Annotated in this window: 21 protein-coding genes, 1 tRNA gene and 1 riboswitch; of the genes, 6 read left to right on the forward strand and 16 right to left on the reverse strand. The window is 65.4% G+C overall.

Annotation, left to right across the window (positions count from 1 at the left end; all coding sequences use genetic code 11):
* Window positions 1-149: 149 nt before the first annotated feature.
* Window positions 150-225, forward strand: a tRNA-Lys gene (locus tag AC1D0N_RS14280).
* An 80-nt stretch (window positions 226-305) separates the two neighbouring features.
* On the opposite strand, the gene AC1D0N_RS14285 is transcribed toward AC1D0N_RS14280, so the two are convergent.
* Genes AC1D0N_RS14285 through cbiE form a run of 8 tightly spaced genes read right to left on the reverse strand, consistent with a single transcriptional unit; the run spans window position 306 to window position 7374 of the window.
* Complete coding sequence (locus AC1D0N_RS14285) at window positions 306-1043, reverse strand: hypothetical protein (RefSeq protein WP_477244851.1); 738 nt, start codon at window positions 1041-1043, stop codon at window positions 306-308.
* A gap of 20 nt (window positions 1044-1063) precedes the next feature.
* Complete coding sequence (gene cobT, locus AC1D0N_RS14290) at window positions 1064-2074, reverse strand: nicotinate-nucleotide--dimethylbenzimidazole phosphoribosyltransferase (RefSeq protein ID WP_477244853.1); 1011 nt, start codon at window positions 2072-2074, stop codon at window positions 1064-1066.
* A gap of 24 nt (window positions 2075-2098) precedes the next feature.
* Complete coding sequence (locus AC1D0N_RS14295; protein WP_477244855.1) at window positions 2099-2875, reverse strand: adenosylcobinamide-GDP ribazoletransferase; 777 nt, start codon at window positions 2873-2875, stop codon at window positions 2099-2101.
* Window positions 2876-2878: 3 nt separating this feature from the next.
* On the reverse strand, window positions 2879-4189 hold the full coding sequence (locus AC1D0N_RS14300) for a cobyrinate a,c-diamide synthase (protein ID WP_477244857.1): 1311 nt from the start codon (window positions 4187-4189) through the stop codon (window positions 2879-2881).
* Window positions 4186-5004 carry a uroporphyrinogen-III C-methyltransferase gene (gene cobA, locus AC1D0N_RS14305; RefSeq protein WP_477244859.1) on the reverse strand — a complete coding sequence of 273 codons (819 nt, stop codon included), beginning with the start codon at window positions 5002-5004 and terminating at the stop codon, window positions 4186-4188. The genes AC1D0N_RS14300 and cobA overlap by 4 nt, the downstream gene beginning before the upstream one ends.
* Window positions 5001-5765: a precorrin-4 C(11)-methyltransferase gene (gene cobM / locus AC1D0N_RS14310; protein ID WP_477244860.1), complete on the reverse strand. Its 765-nt coding sequence runs from the start codon at window positions 5763-5765 to the stop codon at window positions 5001-5003. The genes cobA and cobM overlap by 4 nt, the downstream gene beginning before the upstream one ends.
* Window positions 5762-6148 (reverse strand): cobalamin biosynthesis protein, encoded by a 387-nt coding sequence (locus tag AC1D0N_RS14315; protein ID WP_477244862.1) that lies wholly within the window; start codon window positions 6146-6148, stop codon window positions 5762-5764. Before AC1D0N_RS14315 ends, cobM begins: the two co-directional genes overlap by 4 nt.
* On the reverse strand, window positions 6145-7374 hold the full coding sequence (cbiE, locus tag AC1D0N_RS14320; protein WP_477244864.1) for a precorrin-6y C5,15-methyltransferase (decarboxylating) subunit CbiE: 1230 nt from the start codon (window positions 7372-7374) through the stop codon (window positions 6145-6147). The genes AC1D0N_RS14315 and cbiE overlap by 4 nt, the downstream gene beginning before the upstream one ends.
* A 1-nt stretch (window position 7375) precedes the next feature.
* Between cbiE and AC1D0N_RS14325 the strand changes: the two genes are divergently transcribed.
* Window positions 7376-8143, forward strand: a complete 768-nt coding sequence (locus tag AC1D0N_RS14325; RefSeq protein ID WP_477244866.1) for a cobalt-precorrin-6A reductase — start codon at window positions 7376-7378, stop codon at window positions 8141-8143.
* Here the strand turns inward: AC1D0N_RS14325 and AC1D0N_RS14330 are convergent.
* The 8 genes from AC1D0N_RS14330 to AC1D0N_RS14365 all read right to left on the reverse strand — a co-directional run bounded on the left by AC1D0N_RS14330 (window position 8107) and on the right by AC1D0N_RS14365 (window position 18252).
* Window positions 8107-8871: a precorrin-3B C(17)-methyltransferase gene (locus AC1D0N_RS14330; protein WP_477244868.1), complete on the reverse strand. Its 765-nt coding sequence runs from the start codon at window positions 8869-8871 to the stop codon at window positions 8107-8109. The two genes, AC1D0N_RS14325 and AC1D0N_RS14330, sit on opposite strands and share 37 nt — an antisense overlap.
* The gene (locus AC1D0N_RS14335; protein WP_477244870.1) at window positions 8868-9626 is read right to left on the reverse strand and encodes a precorrin-2 C(20)-methyltransferase; all 759 of its coding nucleotides are present in this window, start codon (window positions 9624-9626) and stop codon (window positions 8868-8870) included. Before AC1D0N_RS14335 ends, AC1D0N_RS14330 begins: the two co-directional genes overlap by 4 nt.
* A complete protein-coding gene (locus AC1D0N_RS14340; RefSeq protein ID WP_477244872.1) occupies window positions 9623-10255 on the reverse strand; it encodes a precorrin-8X methylmutase in 633 nt (210 codons plus the stop codon). The genes AC1D0N_RS14335 and AC1D0N_RS14340 overlap by 4 nt, the downstream gene beginning before the upstream one ends.
* 2 nt (window positions 10256-10257) lie before the next feature.
* On the reverse strand, window positions 10258-11727 hold the full coding sequence (cobG, locus tag AC1D0N_RS14345) for a precorrin-3B synthase (RefSeq protein ID WP_477244874.1): 1470 nt from the start codon (window positions 11725-11727) through the stop codon (window positions 10258-10260).
* A complete protein-coding gene (gene cobN / locus AC1D0N_RS14350) occupies window positions 11724-15293 on the reverse strand; it encodes a cobaltochelatase subunit CobN (RefSeq protein WP_477244875.1) in 3570 nt (1189 codons plus the stop codon). The genes cobG and cobN overlap by 4 nt, the downstream gene beginning before the upstream one ends.
* Before the next feature lie 18 nt (window positions 15294-15311).
* Window positions 15312-16349, reverse strand: a complete 1038-nt coding sequence (gene cobW, locus AC1D0N_RS14355) for a cobalamin biosynthesis protein CobW (protein ID WP_477244877.1) — start codon at window positions 16347-16349, stop codon at window positions 15312-15314.
* A 2-nt stretch (window positions 16350-16351) separates the two neighbouring features.
* Window positions 16352-16780: a DUF1636 family protein gene (locus AC1D0N_RS14360; protein ID WP_477244879.1), complete on the reverse strand. Its 429-nt coding sequence runs from the start codon at window positions 16778-16780 to the stop codon at window positions 16352-16354.
* 39 nt (window positions 16781-16819) lie between these two features.
* A riboswitch (cobalamin riboswitch) is annotated at window positions 16820-17023 on the reverse strand.
* 29 nt (window positions 17024-17052) lie between these two features.
* Window positions 17053-18252, reverse strand: coding sequence for a winged helix-turn-helix domain-containing protein (locus AC1D0N_RS14365; protein ID WP_477244881.1), 1200 nt, complete (start codon window positions 18250-18252; stop codon window positions 17053-17055).
* Window positions 18253-18584: 332 nt separating this feature from the next.
* Here AC1D0N_RS14365 and AC1D0N_RS14370 point away from each other — a divergent pair, with 332 nt between their 5' ends.
* The 4 genes from AC1D0N_RS14370 to AC1D0N_RS14385 are packed head-to-tail and all read left to right on the forward strand — an operon-like array spanning window position 18585 to window position 21333.
* Window positions 18585-18950, forward strand: coding sequence for an NADH-quinone oxidoreductase subunit A (locus tag AC1D0N_RS14370; protein ID WP_477244883.1), 366 nt, complete (start codon window positions 18585-18587; stop codon window positions 18948-18950).
* Window positions 18941-19522, forward strand: coding sequence for a NuoB/complex I 20 kDa subunit family protein (locus AC1D0N_RS14375; protein ID WP_027025969.1), 582 nt, complete (start codon window positions 18941-18943; stop codon window positions 19520-19522). Before AC1D0N_RS14370 ends, AC1D0N_RS14375 begins: the two co-directional genes overlap by 10 nt.
* A 5-nt stretch (window positions 19523-19527) precedes the next feature.
* Entirely contained in the window at window positions 19528-20133 is a 606-nt protein-coding gene (locus AC1D0N_RS14380; protein WP_477244885.1) for an NADH-quinone oxidoreductase subunit C, read from the forward strand.
* Between the two features lie 9 nt (window positions 20134-20142).
* A complete protein-coding gene (locus AC1D0N_RS14385; protein ID WP_477244887.1) occupies window positions 20143-21333 on the forward strand; it encodes an NADH-quinone oxidoreductase subunit D in 1191 nt (396 codons plus the stop codon).
* Window positions 21334-21486 lie beyond the last annotated feature (153 nt).

The following is a 21486-nucleotide window of genomic DNA, read 5'->3' on the forward strand; positions in this document are numbered from 1 at the left end:
TTTTTGCATGAGCATGATCTATTCCGAAAACCGGATTCCACTTTTCGGGATCATGCTTCAGGCGATTTGTCGGGAAATGATTCCGGCAGGGCTGGACACGGCCGGTATCGGCGGCTATATGCCCGCCGACGCCGGTTTTCCGGTCGAGTGGGTGCGTAGCTCAGTTGGTAGAGCAGCTGACTCTTAATCAGCGGGTCCACAGTTCAATCCTGTGCGCACCCACCAAATTCTTCAAAGACTTGGTGGAAAAAGACCCTGAAAGCGGGATGTTTCGCCACCGTTCGATGGCTGCATTCATTCGATTGCTATTTGATGGTTGGTCGCAGATAGGTGAGGATCGCCCGCGTTATGGCGAGGACGCCGTCGACAGCTTCGAAGCTTGTCTTGCTTTTGCCGACGATCCATTCGAGGTCCGGGGCTTCCGGCAGACGAAGCTCGCGATTTACTCCCCAGCCCGAGAGCATAAGGAGTTCAAAAGATGTCGGGTCACCAAGCTCGTAGTAAGGGAAGCGAAAATACAGCCAAACTGGCCCGCCATATCCAAGCTTGAACGTCATGCTGACTGCAACATTATGACCAAATCTGTCCTCGAAAGCTCCGCCAAAAGTAAGGTTTCTGGCATCGTAGTCATGCCATTGCCCCGCCAATCCCAGGGAGCTCCATAACTTGAGCGTATGGGCTTTCAATTCCTTGCGATTTGGGAATTTTGTCATTTCTGGAGTTAGATGGGTGGGCGGATCGTTATAGCCGGTTTCTGCTCTCCACTCTTCCGCGGCGTTGCGAAGATCTTCAAAAATCTGGATGGTTCTCCGATCCGGTTGGTCGGATCTGACCGAAATCCGCCATTGAGAAATCATCTCACACAATTCTTCGACCGTATGGCCTGAGCGCTCTGCCCAGTCCTCCGTAGCTAATGTCCATGGCGAGTTGTATTTCAGCCCCGCAAAAGCTCCGACCTTTCGATCGAAATCTCTGACAATCCGCGCAAAAATCTCGCGAAGACCCTGTTTGGGATCACCAAAAATCTGCGACGGCTCGTTCATTGGTAACCCAAGCGTTGCGGTTACTTCTCCGAAACGCCAGCCTCGGCAAAGCTAGCCATGCGGGCGTGGCATTCCAGCGCCGAGCGGACGATGTTGACGGCGAGGCATGCGCCGGAGCCTTCGCCGAGGCGCATGCCGAGATCGAGCAGCGGCGGCAGCTCAAGCGCTTCGAGCAAACGGCGATGGCCAGACTCGGCCGAGACATGCGCGGCGAGTGTGTGGGCGAGGCCGGTTGGGTGCAGCTTTGCCAGCGGCGCTGCGGCTGCGGTGCAGACGAAGCCGTCGAGCAGCACCGGCACGCCGAGATGGCGGGCTGCGAGCGTCGCGCCGAAGATGGCGGCGAGTTCGCGGCCGCCGAGCGCGGCGGCTATCCCCAGCGGATCGGCAAGGGCTTCGGCATGGCGCTTGAGGCCGGCTTCGATGGCGGTGACCTTGCGCTTAAGACCGGCATCGTCGACGCCGGTGCCGCGCCCGGTCCATTTCTCCGCACCGCCGCCGAACAGCGCAGCTGATATGGCTGCGGCCGGCGTGGTGTTGCCGATGCCCATCTCGCCGAAACAGACGAGGTCGATGTCCTTCGTCACCGCGTCGTAGCCGGCCGAGACGGCGGCAAGGAACGCCTTATCGTCCATCGCGGGCGCTTGCGTGAAGTCGCCCGTCGGATGGTCGAGGTCGAGCGGGATGACATCGAGTTCGGCGCCGGCGATGCGGGCGAGCTGGTTGATGGCAGCACCGCCGCCGGCGAAATTGGCCACCATCTGCACGGTGACCTCAGACGGGAAGGCCGACACGCCTTGCGCGGTCACGCCGTGGTTGCCAGCGAAGACGAAGACTTTGACGCGGTCGAGCTTCGGCATGTCGCGACCCTGCCAGCGCGCCAGCCAGGCGGCGATGGTCTCCAGGCGGCCAAGGCTGCCTTGCGGCTTGGTCAGCGTGTCCTGTCGGCGGGCGACGGCATTGGCCGCAGTGTCACTGCCGGCAGGCAGGTCGAGACACGCGGCGCGCAGTTCAGCAAGCGATTTGAAGGGCATGGGGGCAAATTCTCCGAGGAAGAGTCAGGAAAGGGAAACGGAAGCGACGAGCAGGATTGCGATCTCGGCCAGTTGTTGCAGCGCGCCGACCGTATCGCCGGTCTGGCCGTCGATCTGGTTGAGGCAGAGTGCGCGGAAGGCGAAAAACAAAAGACCGAGCAGGATGAGCGCGAAAACCGCGCCGCCAAGCCCGAGCAAGAGGAGTGGTATCGCGCCGAGCACGGCGCCGGCTATGGCGACTTCCTGCGATACGGTGCCGGCTGCGGCCGAGAGGCCATCGGACCGCGCCGGGTGCAGCAGATGCATGAAGGAGCCGAGCAAGCCGCGCGAGGCCGCGTTTGCGGCCACGAGGGCGAAGAGGGCTTGGTTGGGATCGGCGAATTGCGAAAGCGTGCTCCAGCGGATCAGCAGCGACAGGCCAAGTGCCGACGCGCCATAGGCGCCGATGCGGCTGTCATGCATGATCTCCAGTTTCCGGCCACGCGACTTGCCGCCGCCAAAGCCATCGGCGACATCGGAAAGCCCGTCCTCGTGCAGGCAGCCGGTGGTGAGCAAGGTTGCGGCCAGAGCAAGTGCCGCCGCCGGCCCCATGGCGAGGCCAAACCTTTCCGCCGTGGCATAGACGACCGCGCCGATCAGGCCGACGACAAGGCCGGCGACCGGTGCGGCCCAGATCGCTGCGGCAAGGCTGCGGCCGCGAAAGTCGAAGACGGGCAGCGGTAGCCTGGTGAAGAAGACCAGGCAGAGCGCGATGTCGTCGACGACTTGGCGTGGCGAAAGCCTCATGTTCTGGAGCTTCATGCTCTAGCCCCTCGCAATGGCATGGAAGAAGGTGCCGCTGACATGGCCGCGCCGGTAGCCGGAGGCGCCGAGCGGATTGCCCTGTCCGTCGGCAAGGTCAGCCAGCGGCTCGTCATTGCCGGTCGAAATCATTTGCGCATAGTGGAATTCATGACCGCGGATCAGCGCGCCTTGCGCCCCCAGCGGGCAATCAGCGCGCAGCCGCGCCTCGCGGTAGCCGAGGTTCATCTTGCGCTTGGCAAAGCTGGTGGAATGGCCGAGCAGGCCGAGCATTTTATGCGTCTCGGCAGCCGCGTCTTCCAGCGCTTCCCCCAGCACCATGAAGCCACCGCACTCGCCATGCACCGGCTTCGTCGCGGCAAAGCTAGCCATGCCGGCGCGGAAATTTCCTGCAGCAGCGAGCTTGCCGGCATGAAGCTCCGGATAGCCGCCGGGCAGCCAGCAGACATCGCAGTCCTCTGCCGGCGCTTCGTCGGCGAGCGGCGAGAAGGGGACGATCTCCGCGCCGGCCTTGCGCCAGTGCGCGGCGACATGCGGGTAGAGGAAGGTGAAGGCGGCGTCCTCTGCCAGTGCGATGCGCTGGCCGGGCGGCGACAGCGCGTCGCCGAAACTGCCTGACGCAGGCGTAAATGGCGCCGCCAGCGCCATGATGGCGTCGAGGTCGAGCGAGCGTTCGATCATGTCGGCGAGGCGGTCGAGATGGACCATCAGGTTGTCGTACTCGCCGGCCTGGACGAGGCCGAGATGGCGCTCCGGCAGGTTGATCGAGGGATCGCGCAGGATGGCGCCGACGACCGGCAGGCCAAGCGCTTCGATGGCTTCGCTGCACAGCTTGCGGTGGCGCTCGCTGCCGAGCCGGTTGAGCACGACGCCGGCCATGCGCACATCGGGATCATAGGTGGCGAAACCCTTGGCGACGGCTGCCGCCGTGGTCGATTGTCCCGAGACATCGAGCACCAGCAGCACCGGCAGGCCGTAGAGCCGTGCCAGATCGGCTGCGGAACCGGTGCGGCCCGGAGCCGCGGGAATGCCGTCGAACAGGCCCATGGCGCTTTCGAGGAAGACGAAATCGGCATCCTCGGTGGCGTTGCCGGCCAGCGCGTTGAGCAGTGCCGGCGACATCGCCCAGCTGTCGAGGTTGACGCCGGACAGGCCGGTGGCGGCGGTATGGAAACCAGGATCGATATAGTCCGGGCCGGATTTGGCGCCGCGCACCTTCTGGCCGCGACGGGCGAGCGCCCGCAAAATGCCGATGGTGACGCTGGTCTTGCCCGAGCCGGATCGCGGTGCGCCGATGATAATGGCGCGGGTCATTGTTCGCCCGCCAGTGCCGCGCGCATGGCGACGATGCCGCCGACGACGATCAGGGCTGGAGAAGCAAGGCCGGCGGCGGCGGCCTGCTCGGCGATGGTGGCGAGCGTGGCGACGACGATGCGCTCCTGCGGCGTCGTTGCGGCGACGATCACGGCTGCCGGCGTCGACGGCGCCAGCCCACCCTCGAGCAAGGAGGCGGCTATAACAGGCAGATTGGCCATGCCCATATAGATCACCACCGGCTGGCCGGTGCGGGCGATGGCCGCCCAGTCCAGGTCGTCATCGGTGCCGGCGGCATGGCCGGTCGCCAGGATCACCGCTTTGTTGATGCCGCGCATGGTGGCGGGGATGCCGGTCGCGGCCAGCGCGCTCAAGCCTGAGGTCAGGCCGGGCAGGACGTGGAAGGGAATGTTCTCGCGCGCCAGCGCCAGCGCCTCTTCGCCGCCGCGGCCGAAAATATAGGGATCGCCACCCTTCAGCCTGACGACGCGGCGGCCCTCGCGCGCCAGCCGCACCAGCAAAGCGGTGATGTCGTCCTGCTTCATCGACGGTTTTCCGCCGCGCTTGCCGGCATAGAACAGTTCCGCGCTCTCGGCGACGGCGACAACATCAGGCGAAACCAGCGCGTCGTAGACGAGGGCATCGCACTGCCCAAGGGCGGCCAGCACTTCCACCGTCAAGCAGCCGGGATCGCCGGGGCCGGCGCCGGCCAGCCAGACATGGCCCGGCTCAAGCTGGCGCGGCTTGAAGTTCAGCCGGGCCAGCGCCTGCTCGACCGTGGCGTTTCCGCTTTTGTTTTTGGCGCTGCCGCTCACAATCCATCCCGTCCGCGAAAACGCCGCTGGTAGTGGGCGTCGTAAAGTGAACTCTCGCCAAAACCTTCCGCCGCCAGCGAGCGGCCGACGAAGATGATCGCCGTGCGCTCCATCGGATCGGCCGCCAATTGTGCTTCGATGGTCGCCAGCGTGCCGGTCAGCACGCGCTCGTCCGGCCAGGAGGCGCGGAAGACGACCGCCACCGGGCAATCGGCGCCGTAGAGCGGCGTCAGCTCGGTGACGACGCGGTCGATGGCATGAATGGCCAGGTGAATGGCGAGCGTGGCGCCGGTGCGGCCAAAACCGGCCAGCGTTTCACCGGGCGGCATTTTTGAGGCGCGACCGGAGATGCGGGTCAGCACCAGGCTTTGGGCGACTTCGGGAATCGTCAGTTCGCGACGCAGCGCTGCGGCGGCAGCAGCGAAGGACGGCACGCCGGGCGTCAGCGTGTAGGGTATGCCATGCTTTTCCAGTCGGCGGATCTGCTCGGCAACGGCGCTCCACACCGAGAGGTCGCCGGAATGCAGGCGGGCGACATCATGGCCAGCTTCGTGGGCCGCAACATATTCGGCCTCGATCTCGTCGAGCGACATCGGTGCGGTGTCGATCAGCTTGGTGCCGGGTGTGCAGTGCTGCAGCAATTCAGGCGCGACGATCGAGCCGGCATGGAGGCAGACCGGGCAGCTTGCCAGCAGCCTCGCGCCGCGCAGTGTGATCAGGTCGGCGGCACCGGGACCGGCGCCGATGAAATGGACGGTCATGGCGCATCTCCGCTGATGGCGATGGCGCAGGTGACCGGGCCGAGCACCGTGCGCGGCCCGAGCAGTCTTGCGCCCGCGCCGGCGCCGGCGAGGGCCGAGGCTTCGGAAACCGATGGTGTCCCGGCGAGTGTCTGCGATAGGTCGGAACGGCTGAGTGTGCCCGATGAGGCCACCTTGAGCGCCTCGTCTTCGACAACAACAACCGGAAGGTCGAGCTCGCGGCCTGCGGCAAAGATTGCGTCTTCGTCGCGCTTGAGGGGGGCGGTGGCCAGCGCCGAAAGCGCCGTCATCGCCAGCCCATGCGCTTCGAGCGCGGTTTCGATCGCCGCAAGCACTTCACCTGTGCTGACGCCCTTTCGGCTGCCGATGCCCGCGACCATCATGGCTTCACCCAGCTCCATTGGGTGACCGGCATGGCCGGTCGCCAGGCCTGCATCGAGCCGACCGGCGTCACGCGCGACAGCGCGATGCGGGTGAGATCGCCGCCGAGCGAGGCATGGCGGGCAAGCAGCAATGTTTCCATCTCCAGCGTCACCGCATTGGCGACGAGGCGGCCGCCGGCGCGCAGGGCCTTGATGGCGGCGTTCAACACGCCGGCATCGCTACCGCCGCCGCCGATGAAGATCGCGTCTGGTGTGTCCAGGACGGCAAGCGCCTTGGGTGCGCTGCCTTCGACCACGACAAGGCCGGGAACGCCGCAGGTGGCGGCGTTGCGGCCAATACGGGCGGCGCGGGTCGGGTCGGCCTCGATGGCAATCGCGCGCATCGAGGGATGAGCCAGCATCCATTCGATGCCGATCGAGCCGGAGCCGGCGCCGATGTCCCACAGCAACTCGCCGCGCCGGGGGGCCAGCGCCGACAGCGTGATGGCGCGCACTTCGCGCTTGGTGATCTGGCCGTCATGCTCGAACAAATGATCGGCAAGGCCGGACGTCAGCGGCAGGATGCGGGCTTGCGGCGTCGATTCAATTTCGATGGCCAGCACGTTCAGCGGATTGATGTTTGCGAGGTCGAAGGAATCCGCGCGGTTCGAACGCGATTTCTCATTTGGGCCGCCCAGCGCCTCCAGAACCGTCAGCTGCGAGGCGCCGAAGTCGAGTTCGGTCAGCAGGCGGGCGATCGCCGCCGGTGCGTCGGCGTCGGAGGTCAGGGCCAGGATGCGGGCGCAAGGCTGCAGCAGCGGCCGGATCAGGTCGAGCGGGCGGCCGTGCAGCGAGACGGTCTCGATGTCCTGCAGCGGCCAGCCGAGACGGGATGCGGCCAGCGAAATGGCCGATGGCGCCGGGATGACGTGCATGTCCTGCGCGTTCACCTTGCGGGCGAGGGTGACACCGACACCGTGGAAGAACGGGTCGCCGGAGGCGAGCACGCAGACCTGTTTGCCGGCAAGCGCCAGCACGTCAGCCATCTCGGCATCGAAAGGGGTGGGCCATGGCCGTGCCTCGCCTTTGACGAACGATGCGACCAAAGCGAGGTGGCGCTTGCCGCCGAAGATCACTTCGGCCCCGGCAATGCGCCGCTTGGCCTCGTCGCCGAGACCCGCTAAACCGTCCTCGCCGATGCCGACGACAGTGAGCCAGGCGGCGCGCGAGTGATCCTTAGCAGGCATGATGACCCACCGCATTCTGATCCTTGGCGGAACCACCGAAGCCCGGCAGCTGGCGGGAAAACTGGCTGCGCGCGATGATCTGTCGATCACGCTGTCGCTGGCCGGTCGCACGGAAAACCCGGTTGCGCAAAATGTGCCGACGCGGATCGGCGGCTTTGGCGGTGCCAACGGGCTCGCGGCTTACCTCAACGATATGCGCATCGATTTGCTGATCGACGCCACGCACCCCTATGCGGCGCAAATCTCCGCCAATGCCGCGGAAGCCGCGCGCAAGACGGGCATGCCGATCATCGCCCTGCGGCGTCCCGGCTGGGAACCTGTAGCAGGCGACCGCTGGACGCTGGTCGGCACCGTAGCCGAAGCGGTCGAGGCGCTTGGACCGGCGCCGCGCCGCGCCTTCCTTTCGCTCGGCCGGCAAGAGGTCGCCGCCTTCGAGGTGGCACCGCAGCATCACTACCTCATCCGAAGCGTCGATCCGGTCGAGCCGAAGCTTGCGGTTCCCGATGCTGAATATCTGCTGGCGCGTGGGCCATTCCGGGAGGCCGACGAAAACGCCCTCCTGCGGGATCACCGCATCGATGTCGTCGTGTCCAAGAACAGCGGCGGCGAGGGGACCTACGGCAAGATCGCCGCGGCGCGGGTGCTGGGCATTGACGTGGTGATGGTCCGCCGGCCGGCCTTGCCGGACGTTCCCTCCGCCGAATCCTTGGAAACGCTTGCCGCGATGGTCGATCATTTTCTCGGGCCCGCTGCCGACCGCGGCGTATAGACCAGCGCCGGCCTGTCGCTGCGCTTGATGATCCTGGTTTCCGGCGAGCCGATGATGATGCAGGTCGCCATGTCGGCCTTTTGAGCCTCGACATCGGCTAGCAAAAAAACCTCGATGCGCTCGTCCGGGCGGCCGGCGGCGCGACCGAAGATCACCGGCGTGGTGCCCGGCAGGATCGCGGTGAGGCATTCGAAGGCGCGGCCGAGCTGCCAAGGACGCGCCTTGCTGATCGGGTTGTAGAGCGCAATGACGAAGCCGGCGCCGGCTGCCGCCAGCAGACGCAACTCGATCAGCTCCCATGGCTTCAGATTGTCGGACAGCGAGATGGCGCAGAAATCATGCCCGAGCGGCGCGCCGATGCGGGCGGCGACGGCAAGCATGGCGGTGATGCCGGGCACGACAGCGACATCGACGGCGCGCCATTCGGTCGGACCAGCCTCGATCGCCTCGCAGACGGCGGCCGCCATGGCGAAGACGCCGGGATCGCCGCCGGAAACGACCGCAACATCGTGCCCTTCCGCAGCTTTTGTCAGCGCATCCTTCGACCGTGCAAGCTCCTCGCGATTGTCGGAGGCGACGCGGGTCTGGTCCGGGCGCAGCTCCAGTCGGTCGAGATAGGGTTTGTAGCCGTAGAAGAATTTTGCCTGCGCCACGGCGCGGCTGGCTTCCGGCGTGACTTGGTCGGCATTGCCGGGTCCGAGGCCGATGACGGTCAGGCGGCCGCTCATGCTTCGCCCCCCGCTACCGGCGGACGGCCGGACCAGCCGGCCACCAGCACGATGGCGAAATAGGGCGCCTTGTCGTCCGGCTTGTCGGCAAGCCGCATCAAGACGCTGCCCGGCATGGTGCCGCGCTCGACATAGACCGCGCGGCTCAGCTTGCTGGTCGCTTGCAGCGCGCGCCTGATCTTCGGCAGATTGCGGCCGACCTTCATGATGACGGCGGCATCGGTGTCGGCGAGACGGCGGGTCAGTTCGAACTCGCTCATCGTGCCCGGCAGCACGGTCAGCACGTCGTCGCCCTGGACGATCGGCAGGCCGGTCGCCGACCAGCAGCCGGACATGGCGGTGACGCCGGGAATGACTTCTGTGGGGAAACGGTGCGCCAGCCGGACATGCAGATGCATGTAGGACCCATAGAACAGCGGATCGCCTTCCGAGAGCACCGCGACCATCCTGCCGGCATCGAGGTGCTCGGCGACCTTTTCTGCCGACTCCTCGTAGAAGGCCGTGATTAGCGAGCGGTAATCGTCATGATCCTTGTCGATTTCGGTGGTCACGGGATAGAGCAGCGGCAGTTCCGTCATGCCCGGGCGGAATTGCGCTTCGACGATGGCGCGTGCGTTGCTGTTGTTGCCGCGCTTGGCGAAATACGCCACGACATCGGCTTCGGCCAGCGCGCGGGCCGCCTTCAGCGTCAAAAGTTCGGGGTCGCCGGGACCGGTGCCGACGCCGACCAGACGTCCCTTGGGAAGCGCGTTCACAGGCCAGGCCTCGCCAATGAATTGAGCGCGGCGGCAGTCATGGCGCTGCCGCCCAGCCTGCCGCGCACGATGGCATAGGGTACGCCATAGGAGTTCTCGGCCAACGCGTCCTTCGATTCGGCCGCGCCAACGAAACCGACCGGCATGCCGATGATCGCCGCTGGTTTTGGCGCGCCGTCGCGCAGTTTTTCCAGGAGGTAGAAAAGGGCCGTCGGCGCGTTGCCGATGGCGACAACCGAACCGGCCATGCGCTCGCCCCAGAGGTCGATGGCCGCGGCCGAGCGGGTGTTGCCGATTTTCGCGGCGATGCCGTGCGTGCGCGGGTCACGCAGCGTGCAGATCACCTCGTTGCCGGCCGGCAGGCGGGCGCGGGTGACGCCATGCGAGACCATCTCTGCGTCGCAGAAGATCGGTGCGCCGGCCGAAAGTGCTGCGCGCGCGGCGGCGACGAAATCGCTGGAGAAAACGAAGTGCTTCGCGGCCTCGACCTGGCCGCAGGCATGGATCATGCGGATAGCGACGTCGGCCTCGGCCTCGGAAAAGTGCGACAGATCGGCCTCGGCGCGAATGATGGCGAAGGAGCGCTCGTATATCGCCGTGCCGTCATGGATGTAGTCGTAGGCGGCCATGCTCATTCCTGTCGGTAGGCTTCGGTGATGGCGGCCGCGCCAAGCCTTGTCAGGCAAGCGGCGGCTGTTTCGCCGGGAAGTCGTTCGCTGCGGACTCTGGCCGCGACGCGACTGACGCCGCGCGCGGCGTCATAGCCCGGCCTGTAGCCGGCAGGAAGGGCCTTTGCCGTCGCGTTCACGACAAGTCCGGCTCCGTTTTCGCCGCCGACCACGGTCAATGTGGCCAGGCCGGGGTGCGCGCAGCCCTTGGCGCAGCCGGAAATGTGCAGGGTGAGCGAGGAATCGAAGATGTCGCGGTTTTGCGCTGCGATGGTTTCGGCGATGTCGCGGGTTGCGATCCGGCCGGAGGCGCAGGCGGGCGTGCCGGGGCAGGCGGCAATGCGCGTGCGCGGATCGGTGGGAAAGGTGACGAAGCCGAGGGCGGCTGCGGTGGCCTGGAACGGAGGGCAGTCAGATGGCGCTAGGCCGAGGAATATCAGGGCGCGGCCCGGCGCCAGCCGGATTTCGGTGGTGCCGAGGGTGAGGCTGTGCTGGGCGAGGTTGATAAGCTTGTCGGCCGGCATGCTGCCATAGGGGAGGCCGATGCCGAGGGCGATGCCAGAGGTGGCGAGGTCGAAAATACCAATAGGCCGGAGTTCCTTCGCGCCCCCCTCTGTCCTGCCGGACATCTCCCCCACAAGCGGGGAGATTGCCCTGCGATTGCCGGCCTCGCCAATCACCAACGCCGCAGAAGGAGAGCCGGCGCCAAAGCTGCCAATCTCCCCACCCGTGGGGGAGATGTCCGGCAGGACAGAGGGGGGCGTGACAGAATGCCAGCCTGCCAGAGATATCAATTGCCTCCCCGACAAATCCCTCGCATGCGCCTCGCGGCCCTTTTCGGCAACCATCCGAAGCACCGCAACGGCAATGTCCCGCGCGGCATCTTCATTGACCGTCGCAAGTGGCTTGGCGCTTTGGCTGTCACCTGCAACCGATACGCTCCACTGGACACCGGTGCCGGTCCGTACCGCATTCAGCCGCACATCGGCGGTCACCGCATCCATGGCCAACTGTCCGCCGCCGTCAACGACGACCGAAACCTTGGGACCAAGGCGTGGCGGAAGGCTGGCCTGCTCGGTCGCAGCGCGAATGCGTTCGGCCAGCGGCCGGGGATCGGCAATCTCCTGCGGATCGATGCCCGCCAGCGGACCCGTCTCGACCGGCACACCGGTACGCACCGCGATACCCAGCGCATCAACCTCCGTCGCCAGCCGCGCAGCACCAGCCGCTGTCAGGCCGCGTATCTGCAAACTGCCGCGCGCGGTGACTTCCATGATGCCATTGCCGTGCCGCAGGGCGGATTCGCAGAGTCCGATCAAAAGCTTCGGCGACAATCCTCCCGCGACCGGGTTGAGCCGCACCAGCAGGCCGTCGCCGGTCTGCATCGGCGCGGACAGAGCAGGGCAGGCGCCGCGGCGCGAGAAGGCGTTCATGCCGCCACCCCCAGCGCCTGAGCCTCGGCAATCAAGGCCGCCAGATCGTCGTCGATGGAATTGCGCAAGGGATGCCAGAGGCCGCGCCGCCGTGCCGACAGGAAACGTTCGGCGATGATCTTCGCGGCGGCCGGGTTCTCGCGCAGGATGAAGGCGCGAACCTCGGGGTCGCCGAGATAAGCGTCATGCACGGCCTCGATCAGCGCGCCCGATATGGCATTCGTGGTTTCGGCGAAGCCGACCAGGCGATCGACCGTCTCGGCGAATTCCGAGGCGCCGCGCGGGCCGTGGCGCATCTGGCCGGATATGAAGCGCGGATTGACCGCGCGGGCGCGCACCACCCGCGCCACCGCCTCACTGATCGAGCGCGGCTTCGGCTTTTGCGGGTCGGTGGTGTCGAGCACAATGACGTCGGCGTTCTTGCCGAGTGCCGCAAGCGCCGCCGAAAAACCGCCGATGAAGGCGACATCGGCGGAGCCTTCGAGGATATCGCGACCGGGGTCGTCACCAGTATGAACCAGCAAATCGGCCTCGGCGATGCGTCCCTCGAAGGCGCCGGGCGCCGAGACGCCTTCGTCCTCGGCGCCGCCGTAGGCATGCGACGTCGCATCGAGATAGGCGCGGCCGATCTCTTCGCGCGCGCCCCAATCGCCACTTGCCAGAAGATCCTCGACACCGGCGCCGTAAGTGCCGGGCGAGGTGCCGAAAATGCGCGGGCTGATCCTGCCGTCAGCGCGGGTTCTGGCGGCGAGCGGATTTTCCGAATCGTCCTCGTCGCGGGTGGCGACGGCGTTGGCGGCGGCATCGATCAGCGCGATCTGGGTCGGGAACATGTCTCGGAACAGGCCCGAAATACGCCAGGTGACATCGACGCGTGGGCGTCCGAGCGTTGCCGGCGACAGCACTTCGATGCCGGTGATACGGCCGGTTGCCGAATCCCATTGCGGCCGGCAGCCCATCAGCGCCAGGCCTTGCGCGATCTCCTCGCCGCCGGTGCGCAACGAGGCCGAGCCCCAGAGGTCGATGACCAGCGAACGCGGCCAGTCGCCATGCGATTGCATGTAGCTGCGCACCACCTCTTCCGCCGCCGCCCTGCCCAGATCATAGGCTGTCGGCGTCGGCATGGTGCGCGGGTCGGAGGTGAACAGATTGCGGCCGGTGGGCAGCACGTCGCGTCGGCCACGCGCCGGCGCCCCGGCAGGTCCGGCAGCGACATGGCGACCATCGAGGGCGGCAAGCAGTGCTGCCTTTTCGTTCACCGCGCTTTGTTTGCGCAACGGATCGGCCTCGCCCTCGGGCGAGCGGCCATAGATATGCAGGCCGTCCTTGATGGCGAAATCCTTGAGGTCGCAGAGCCAGGCGTCGATGCGGCGCAGCGCTTCGTCGGGCGCGTCGCTTTTGGCGACGCCGGCCTCCGAGGCGAGCCCAGTCTTCTGCGCGGTTTCGACGATCAGCTTCGCCAACCGGTCGCGGCGGCGGCGGTCGAGCCCGTCGGCCTGGGCATATTCATCGACCAGTCGCTCGAGCCTGTGCTGGTTCTCGTCCAGCCCGGCGCCAGCCAGCGGCGGCGGCAGATGGCCGAGCGTGACAGCGGCAATGCGCCGCTTGGCTTGCGCTGCCTCACCCGGGTTGGAAACGATGAAGGGATAGATGACGGGAAGCGGGCCGGTGACGATCTCGGGAAAGCAGTTTTCCGAGAGTGCCACGGTCTTGCCGGGCAGCCATTCCAGCGTGCCATGGGCGCCGACATGAATGAGGGCATGGATGCCGAGCGATTTGCGCAGCCACAGGCCGAAAGCGATCAGCTCGTGGCGCGGCGGCAGGGTTGGGTCGTGGTAGTCGGCGCGGCGGTCGGCCGAGCGTCCCCGATCGGGGGCGAGCGCCACGGTGATGTTGCCGAAGGTCGCGGCGCGGAAGGGGAAAGCGCTCTTACCCTCCCCCTTGTGGGGAGGGTGGCCCGCAGGGCCGGGTGGGGGTGGTGCGCCGCTACCCCCACCCCGTTTCGCGCCATCCGCTTCGCGAATGTCGCGAACCGACCCTCCCCACAAGGGGGAGGGTGAAGGAGCGCCCCACGCCGCATCTACCGCTGCAATTGCCGCTGTGGGCAGCTCCGTCGAAAAGGTACGATACTCATCCAGCCCCAGCCCGTCGCCACTCCGCTCCAGCATCTGCAGCAACTCGCGCGGCGTTTGCGGAATCCCTTCAACGGCGTAGCCCTGTTGCCTCAGGTCGTGCAGCATGGCGAGCACGCTGGACGGCACGTCGAGGCCGACGGCATAGCCGGTGCGGCCGGGTGCGCTGGGATAGTCGGGGATCAGGATGGCGAGCTTGCGCGTCGCGCGTGGCGCTTGCTGCAGGCGAACAAAAGCTTCGATGCGGTTTGCTACCTGCGCTACGCGGTCGGGCTCTGGTCGGTTGGCCAAGGCGCGGAAGGCCAGTGCCGGGTCGGTCTCGCTCTCGCCCTTGAAGGAGATGGCGCCGGCGAGGATACGGCCGTCGAGTTCGGGCAGCACGACATGCATGGCGAGATCGGCAGGCGCGAGGCCACGCTGGTTGTTTTGCCAGGTGTCGCGGCGGGTGGTTGCGACGATGACCTGGAAGACAGGCACGCCGGCGCGGTCGAACAGGGTTTCGACGCCGGGCTCGGCGCCGGAGGCGAAGGCGGTGGCGCTGATGATGGCGGCAGGCTTGAGCGTTGCGAGCGCGGTCTCGACGAAGGCGAGTGACGTCGGGTCCTTGAGGCTGGAGACGAAGATGGGGACCGGGGTGATGCCGCGCTGGCGAAGTGCTTCAACAAGCGCGTCGATGGGCGCGACATCGGCGGCCAGCAGCATCGAACGGTAGAAGAGGACAGGCACGACCTTTCCCTCCCCCTCGAGGGGAGGGTGGCCCGCAGGGCCAGGTGGGGTCGGTACGACTGGATGTGGCGTTTCTTTAGGTCGGCGTGCGTCACGGGCGACCCCACCCCCGGCCTGCGGCCGGACCCTGCCCTCAAGGGGGAGGGGGACGACGCCGCGTTCGGGCTCATAGTAGCCAGCCTTCGGAACTGCGACCGGCTCGACAATTTCTGCTTCCGACCCAGCCAGCCGCGCCAGCCGCTGCACCAGAGCGGTCATATTTGCCGGGCCGCCTTCGCGGAAATAGTCGAGCAGGCCGTCGAGTTCCTCGCGCGGCAGCGTCGAGGCTTCGATCAGCCTGAGATCTTCGTCGTGGCTTTCGCCGGGCAACAGCGCCAGTTTGATGCCGCGTGCGCGGGCGGTCGCGGCAAGCTGGTCGCAGCCATAGCGCCACCAGTCGTAACCGCCGAGGATACGAACAAGGATGATTTTGGCGTGCTGGGCGACGCTGTCGATCCAGAGGTCGACGGACATCGGATGGCGCAGGTCGCGAAGGGCTGCGAGCCGCATCGACGGCAGGCGTTCAGCATCTGCTTTCCACGCCGCCGCCAGCCCGGCCAGATCGCTGTCGGTGAAGGACAGCGCCACGATATCCGCCGGCGTCTGCCGCAGGTCGACCGGCTCGGCGAGATCGTCGAGCGAGGCGGATGTGGTGGTGAGGATGTGCATCGCGGCTCGTGCCTGAGATCAGCCGGCGAGTATACGCTCGATCGCCGGGCGGTTCAGCCCCTTCAGGCCGATGACGACAAGGCGCGAGCGGCGATCGTCTTCGGCGGTCCAGGCGCGGTCGTAATAGTGATTGACGCGCGGGCCGACGGCCTGCAGCAAAAGCCGCATCGGCTTGCCGCCGACATCGACGAAGCCTTTGACGCGCAACACGTTTTCTTGCTCGGCGGCAGTGGCGACGCGTTTTGCCAGCTCGTCCGGATTGGCGATCGAGGCAATGTCGACGATGAAGGTGTCGAAGTCGTCATGTTCGTGGTCGAAGGCGCCGTCATGGTGGGACTTGCGGTTCTCGATGTCGTCCTCGACGGCGAGACCGAGGCCGAGCAGCACCGAGGGATCGACCTTGCCATGCGACGTCGGCACGATTTTCACGGCGCGGGCGGAATGTTCGTTGATGATGGCGTTGGCGCGAGCCGAGCCGGCGGCGTCCATCAGGTCGCTCTTCGACAGAATGATCAGGTCAGCGCAGGCGATCTGGTCCTCGAACACTTCCTCGACCGGGTCGTCATGGTCCAGCGTCTCGTCTTGCGCGCGTTGCGCCTGCAGGGCGTCCATGTCGTTGGCGACACGGCCCTCGGCCAGCGCCGGCCCGTCGACTACGGCGATGACGCCGTCGACCGTCACTCGGCTTTTCACGCTCGGCCACTGGAAAGCCTGGACCAGCGGCTTGGGCAGCGCCAGGCCCGAGGTTTCGATCAGGATGTGGTCGACGCGCGGCGTTAGTGCGAGGATCTGGTCGAGCGCCGGTACGAAATCGTCGGCGACGGTGCAGCAGATGCAGCCATTGGCCAGTTCGACGATGTTTTCCTCCGGGCAGGTGTCGATGCCGCAGCCTTTGAGGATTTCGCCATCGATGCCGATGTCGCCAAACTCGTTGACGATGATGGCAATGCGCTTGCCGCCGGCGTTTTCCAGGAGATGGCGGACCAGCGTCGTCTTGCCGGCGCCGAGGAAGCCGGTGACGACGGTGCAGGGAACGCGGGAGAGGTTGGCGGTCATGATCAGTCCTTCAGCATGTCGAGGGGAGGGATGCGGGCAACGAGGCCGCGCTTCAGGCTATCGGGGCGTCCGCGCCAGGGAATGAGGCCGTCGGTCGAGGTGGCGAAGAGTTTGGCGCCGGTGACGAGATCGGCGCCGCTGGTCAAGGTTAGGTCGCCGAAGACATAGCTCCAGCAGCCGTCACGCAGGATCGCGGCGCTCAGCCTTCGCTTGCAATTGCCGAGGCACTCGACGGTGCGGATGCGGATGTTGTCTTCCGATGCGGCGCGGCGCGTGTCGTCGGCAAGCAGTTCGCCGGCGCGGGGGTGGGCGTCGGAGCCGGTCTCGTCGCGGCACGAGGCGCACACGATGACGGTGACGCCGGCCAAGGCATCGCTGTCGTCGGACAAAATATCCGCTGTTTCAGCCGAAAAACTGCTGTCGCGTTCCAAATCAGGCTCCTTGCCCGGAAGACCCGCCAGGCGATCGGATACTTTATGTCCTAGACGGCAGGTCTCCTGGCTCGCGGGTCATCGCCTTGGGTGCCGCCTTCCCGGTGTTACCCAGTGGTTTTCGGCCCAGGCTCTTCGCTTACAGTTGCGGGGACAGCCGCGGATTTGAGATCGAAATCCCGCACCGCATTCCCTCTTGGCTCCTCCCTTTGAAGAGAAGAGACCGTCTGGACCGGATTTAGGCTTGTGTATGCAGGCGTGTCAACGCACGTCTACGACGCGGCGATGTCGGCGAGCGGCTGCCCGAGGTCGCCGGCGGGTGTCACTTCCATACGCTCGAGACCGAGCCAGCCCTGCATCAGTTTCAATTCCTCGAACAGTTCTGCGGCAGTCTCAGGCGGCGCGCCGGGCTCGGCGTAGGCGGCGTGGACGCGCAGCACGCTGGCGGGACGGTCGGCCTTGAGGTCGACGCGGGCGACGATGCGGTCTCCCAGCAGGAAGGGCAGGACGTAGTAGCCGTACTGCCGTTTGTCGGCCGGCGTGTAGATCTCGATGCGGTAGCGGAAGTTGAACAGGTTTTCGGTGCGCGTCCGCTCGAAGACGACCGGATCGAAGGGTGCCAGCAAGGCCCGAGCCTCAATCCGGCGCGGCAAACGGGCGTCTTTGTGCATATAGGCCGGCTTGTCCCAGCCCTCGACGCGCATAGGCAAAAGTTCGCCGGTCTCGACCAGTTCCTCGAGGCGCCCCCTCATATCGGCGGGCGAAAGGCGGAAGTAGTCGCGCAGGTCGCTTGCTGTTGCGATGCCGTGGGCGCGGGCGGAAATGCGCAGCAATTCGCGATGCGCGTCCTCCGGGGCGGGCACCGGCAGATCGAGGATCGCCTGCGGCAGGACGCGCTCCGGCAGGTCGTAGAAGCGTTCGAAGCCGCGGCGGTGCGCCGTGGTGATGCGGCCGGCCCAGAACAGCCATTCGAAGGCATGCTTGGCGTGGCTCCAGCCCCACCAGCCGCCCGAGCCTTTCTGGCCTTCGAGGGCGGAGGCGGCGATCGGGCCGCGCGACACGACCTCTCGATAGATCTCTTCGATATAGGCCGCGTGTTCGCGGCCCCATTTTGCCAGGCCCAGATACATCTCGTCGCCGCGCTCGGCCCGCTGCATGCGCCAGCGCATCAGCGGGTATGTTTCGACCGGCAGGAAGGAGGCTTCGTGGGCCCAATATTCGAAGACCGTGCGCTTGCGCGTCACGGCGGCGTTGTCGAGCAAAGCGAGCGGGTAGGGGCCAAGGCGCGAATAGAGCGGCATATAGTGAGCGCGCACCACGGCGCTGACGGAATCGATCTGCAGCAGCCCGGTGCGGGAAAGCACGCGGGCGAAGTGCCGGCGGTCAGGCGTGCCGGTGGGGCGGGTATCATTGAAACCCTGGGCCGCAAGCGCGATGCGGCGAGCCATGGCAAGCGAGATCTTTTCCTTCATGGGAGACGAGACTCTGATGATTTTCGAGCAAATGGAGCCGGTGATTCCGGGTCATGCTAGCAGGGTTTTGGCGGGATCCATGTCAGGAGAGAAAAGTGGAGTAAAAAGTGAAGGAAATCAAACAGGAGCGGAACGGACCAGTTTCTCTCGAAGTGCCATCCAGCACCGTCTTTTGAACAAGGTTTGACTTGCTTCGCCGAAAGCGCTGCGCTAACCCTCGCCGCGTTGCAGCATAGGCACTTAAAACGGTTCAGCGGTTAAACTGTCACGCTTCCGCATTGAGGTTCGTTGCTGTAATCAGAGTGGATTGGCCGCCAACGGGAAGCTGCTGCATGACCGCACTTTTGAGTTCGTACCTGCCCATCGTCCTGTTCATCGGCGTGGCTCTGGTCGTCGGCCTGGCGCTGCTTGTGGCGCCGTTCCTGGTGGCCTACCGCAGCCCCGACCCGGAAAAGCTTTCCGCCTATGAGTGCGGCTTCAACTCGTTCGACGATGCCCGCATGAAGTTCGACATCCGCTTCTACCTGGTGTCGATCCTGTTCATCATCTTCGATCTGGAAGTGGCCTTCCTGTTTCCGTGGGCGGTCTCCTTCTCGAAAATCGGCATGCTCGGTTTCTGGTCTATGATGGTGTTTCTGGCGGTGCTGACCATCGGCTTTGCCTATGAATGGAAAAAAGGAGCGCTGGAATGGGATTGAGCGACAGTTCCGGCACGCTCGTCGCGCCGAAGCCCAAGGGCCTGATCGATCCCAACACCGGCCGGCCGGTGGGGTCTGACGATCCGTTCTTCCTCGAAATCAACAACGAGTTGGCCGACAAGGGCTTTCTCGTCACTTCGACCGAGGCGCTGATCACCTGGGCGCGCAGCGGTTCGCTGATGTTCATGACCTTCGGTCTCGCCTGCTGCGCGGTCGAGATGATCCACACCTCGATGCCGCGCTACGACTCGGAGCGGTTCGGGGTTGCGCCTCGTGCGTCGCCGCGCCAGTCAGACATCATGATCGTGGCCGGCACGCTGACCAACAAGATGGCGCCGGCGCTGCGCAAGGTCTACGACCAGATGCCGGAGCCGCGCTACGTCATCTCGATGGGCTCCTGCGCCAATGGCGGCGGCTACTATCACTATTCCTATTCGGTGGTGCGCGGCTGCGACCGCGTCGTGCCGGTCGACATCTATGTGCCCGGCTGCCCGCCAAGCGCGGAAGCGCTGCTTTACGGCATTCTTCTGCTGCAGAAGAAAATCCGCCGCACCGGCACAATCGAACGGTAGGCCCAATGAGTGCATCCCTGAGCGAACTCTCGATCTATCTGAGTGAAAAGCTGGCCGGCCGGATCGGCGAAGCGGTGTTTGCCTATGGCGAACTCACCGTTGCTGTCGAGCCGGGCAATCTGATCGAGGTGGTGACCTTCCTGCGCGACGATGCGCGCTGCCAGTTCATCTCGATCATCGATGTCTGCGGCGCCGACTATCCGTCGCGGGCCAAGCGCTTCGATGTCGTCTATCATTTGCTGTCGCCGAAGCAGAATGTGCGCATCCGCTTGAAAGTTCAGGCCGACGAGGAAACCTTGGTGCCGTCGCTCACCGGCGTGTTCCCAGGCGCCGACTGGTTCGAGCGCGAGACCTACGATCTCTATGGCGTGTTGTTCTCCGGCCATCCCGATTTGCGCCGGATCCTGACCGACTACGGTTTCGAAGGCCATCCGCTGCGCAAGGATTTCCCGCTGACCGGTTTCGTCGAGGTGCGCTACGACGACGAGGCCAAGCGCGTCATCTACGAGCCGGTGGAATTGAAGCAGGAATTCCGTAATTTCGATTTTCTCTCGCCATGGGAAGGGACGGACTACGTCCTGCCGGGCGATGAAAAAGCCAAGACGAATTGAGACGCCAGCATGGCTGAAACCTCCGTCCGCAATTTTAACATCAACTTTGGACCTCAACACCCTGCGGCGCATGGTGTTTTGCGGTTGGTTCTTGAGTTGGACGGCGAAGTCGTCGATCGCGTCGATCCGCATATCGGGCTGTTGCATCGCGGCACCGAAAAGCTGATCGAACACAAGACCTATTTGCAGGCCGTGCCCTATCTCGACCGGCTCGACTATTGCGCGCCGATGAACCAGGAGCATGCCTTTGCGCTGGCCACCGAGCGGCTGCTCGGCATCGACGTGCCGAAGCGCGGCCAGCTGATCCGCGTGCTCTACTGCGAAATCGGCCGCATCATGTCGCACATCCTCAATGTGACGACGCAGGCGCTGGACATCGGCGCGCTGACGCCGCCGCTATGGGGCTTCGTCGAACGCGAAAAGCTGATGGTGTTTTATGAGCGCGCCTCGGGTTCGCGCATGCATGCCGCCTACTTCCGTCCCGGCGGCGTGCACCAGGACCTGCCGCAGAAGCTTGTCGAGGACATCGGCAAGTGGATCGACCCGTTCCTGAAGTCGCTCGACGATCTCGACGCGCTGCTGACCGGCAACCGCATCTTCAAGCAGCGCAATGTCGATATCGGCACGGTGTCGTTGGCCGACGCCTGGGCCTGGGGTTTTTCCGGCGTCATGGTGCGCGGCTCTGGGGCTGCCTGGGATCTGCGCAAGTCGCAGCCCTATGAATGCTACTCGGAAATGGATTTCGACATCCCGATCGGCAAGAACGGCGACTGCTACGACCGCTATCTCGTGCGCATGGAAGAGATGCGCCAGTCGGCGAAGATTATGCGCCAGTGCGTCGACCTTTTGCTCGGCAGGGAACTCACCGGCCCGGTGTCGAACCTCGACGGCAAGGTGGTGCCGCCGAAGCGCCAGGCGATGAAGCGCTCGATGGAAGCGCTGATCCATCACTTCAAGCTCTACACCGAGGGCTACCGGGTGCCGGCGGGCGAGGTCTATGCAGCCGTCGAGGCGCCGAAAGGCGAATTCGGCGTTTACCTGGTCTCCGACGGCTCCAACAAGCCCTATCGCTGCAAGTTGCGCGCGCCCGGTTTCGCGCATTTGCAAGCCATGGACTTTCTGTGCCGCGGCCACATGCTGGCCGACGTCACCGCCGTTCTCGGTTCCCTCGACATCGTTTTTGGTGAGGTGGATCGGTGATGATGGGAGCTGCCCGGCCATCCAAAGCGTTTCTAGCGGCGGTTTGCCTTGCCGCTTCCGCTGAAGCGTCCCTTGCTGGATCCGACGATGGTCTGTCGTCGGCCGACCTTCTTAAGGAGGGGTTCAAGCTGGTAGCGGAAGGCGATCTGCTCG

The sequence above is a fragment of the Mesorhizobium sp. P2_E10 genome, assembly GCF_056404235.1.

Coding starts and splice junctions, on each gene's coding strand:
- AC1D0N_RS14385 (WP_477244887.1), top strand. CDS start 20,143: ATGGCTGAAACCTCCGTCCGCAATTTTAACATCAACTTTGGACCTCAA.
- AC1D0N_RS14325 (WP_477244866.1), top strand. CDS start 7,376: ATGACCCACCGCATTCTGATCCTTGGCGGAACCACCGAAGCCCGGCAG.
- AC1D0N_RS14285 (WP_477244851.1), bottom strand. CDS start 1,043: ATGAACGAGCCGTCGCAGATTTTTGGTGATCCCAAACAGGGTCTTCGC.
- AC1D0N_RS14375 (WP_027025969.1), top strand. CDS start 18,941: ATGGGATTGAGCGACAGTTCCGGCACGCTCGTCGCGCCGAAGCCCAAG.
- cobN (WP_477244875.1), bottom strand. CDS start 15,293: ATGCACATCCTCACCACCACATCCGCCTCGCTCGACGATCTCGCCGAG.
- AC1D0N_RS14330 (WP_477244868.1), bottom strand. CDS start 8,871: ATGAGCGGCCGCCTGACCGTCATCGGCCTCGGACCCGGCAATGCCGAC.
- cobW (WP_477244877.1), bottom strand. CDS start 16,349: ATGACCGCCAACCTCTCCCGCGTTCCCTGCACCGTCGTCACCGGCTTC.
- AC1D0N_RS14295 (WP_477244855.1), bottom strand. CDS start 2,875: ATGAAGCTCCAGAACATGAGGCTTTCGCCACGCCAAGTCGTCGACGAC.
- cobG (WP_477244874.1), bottom strand. CDS start 11,727: ATGAACGCCTTCTCGCGCCGCGGCGCCTGCCCTGCTCTGTCCGCGCCG.
- AC1D0N_RS14300 (WP_477244857.1), bottom strand. CDS start 4,189: ATGACCCGCGCCATTATCATCGGCGCACCGCGATCCGGCTCGGGCAAG.
- cobM (WP_477244860.1), bottom strand. CDS start 5,765: ATGACCGTCCATTTCATCGGCGCCGGTCCCGGTGCCGCCGACCTGATC.
- cbiE (WP_477244864.1), bottom strand. CDS start 7,374: ATGCCTGCTAAGGATCACTCGCGCGCCGCCTGGCTCACTGTCGTCGGC.
- AC1D0N_RS14340 (WP_477244872.1), bottom strand. CDS start 10,255: ATGGCCGCCTACGACTACATCCATGACGGCACGGCGATATACGAGCGC.
- AC1D0N_RS14370 (WP_477244883.1), top strand. CDS start 18,585: ATGACCGCACTTTTGAGTTCGTACCTGCCCATCGTCCTGTTCATCGGC.
- AC1D0N_RS14365 (WP_477244881.1), bottom strand. CDS start 18,252: ATGAAGGAAAAGATCTCGCTTGCCATGGCTCGCCGCATCGCGCTTGCG.
- cobT (WP_477244853.1), bottom strand. CDS start 2,074: ATGCCCTTCAAATCGCTTGCTGAACTGCGCGCCGCGTGTCTCGACCTG.
- AC1D0N_RS14380 (WP_477244885.1), top strand. CDS start 19,528: ATGAGTGCATCCCTGAGCGAACTCTCGATCTATCTGAGTGAAAAGCTG.
- AC1D0N_RS14315 (WP_477244862.1), bottom strand. CDS start 6,148: ATGATGGTCGCGGGCATCGGCAGCCGAAAGGGCGTCAGCACAGGTGAA.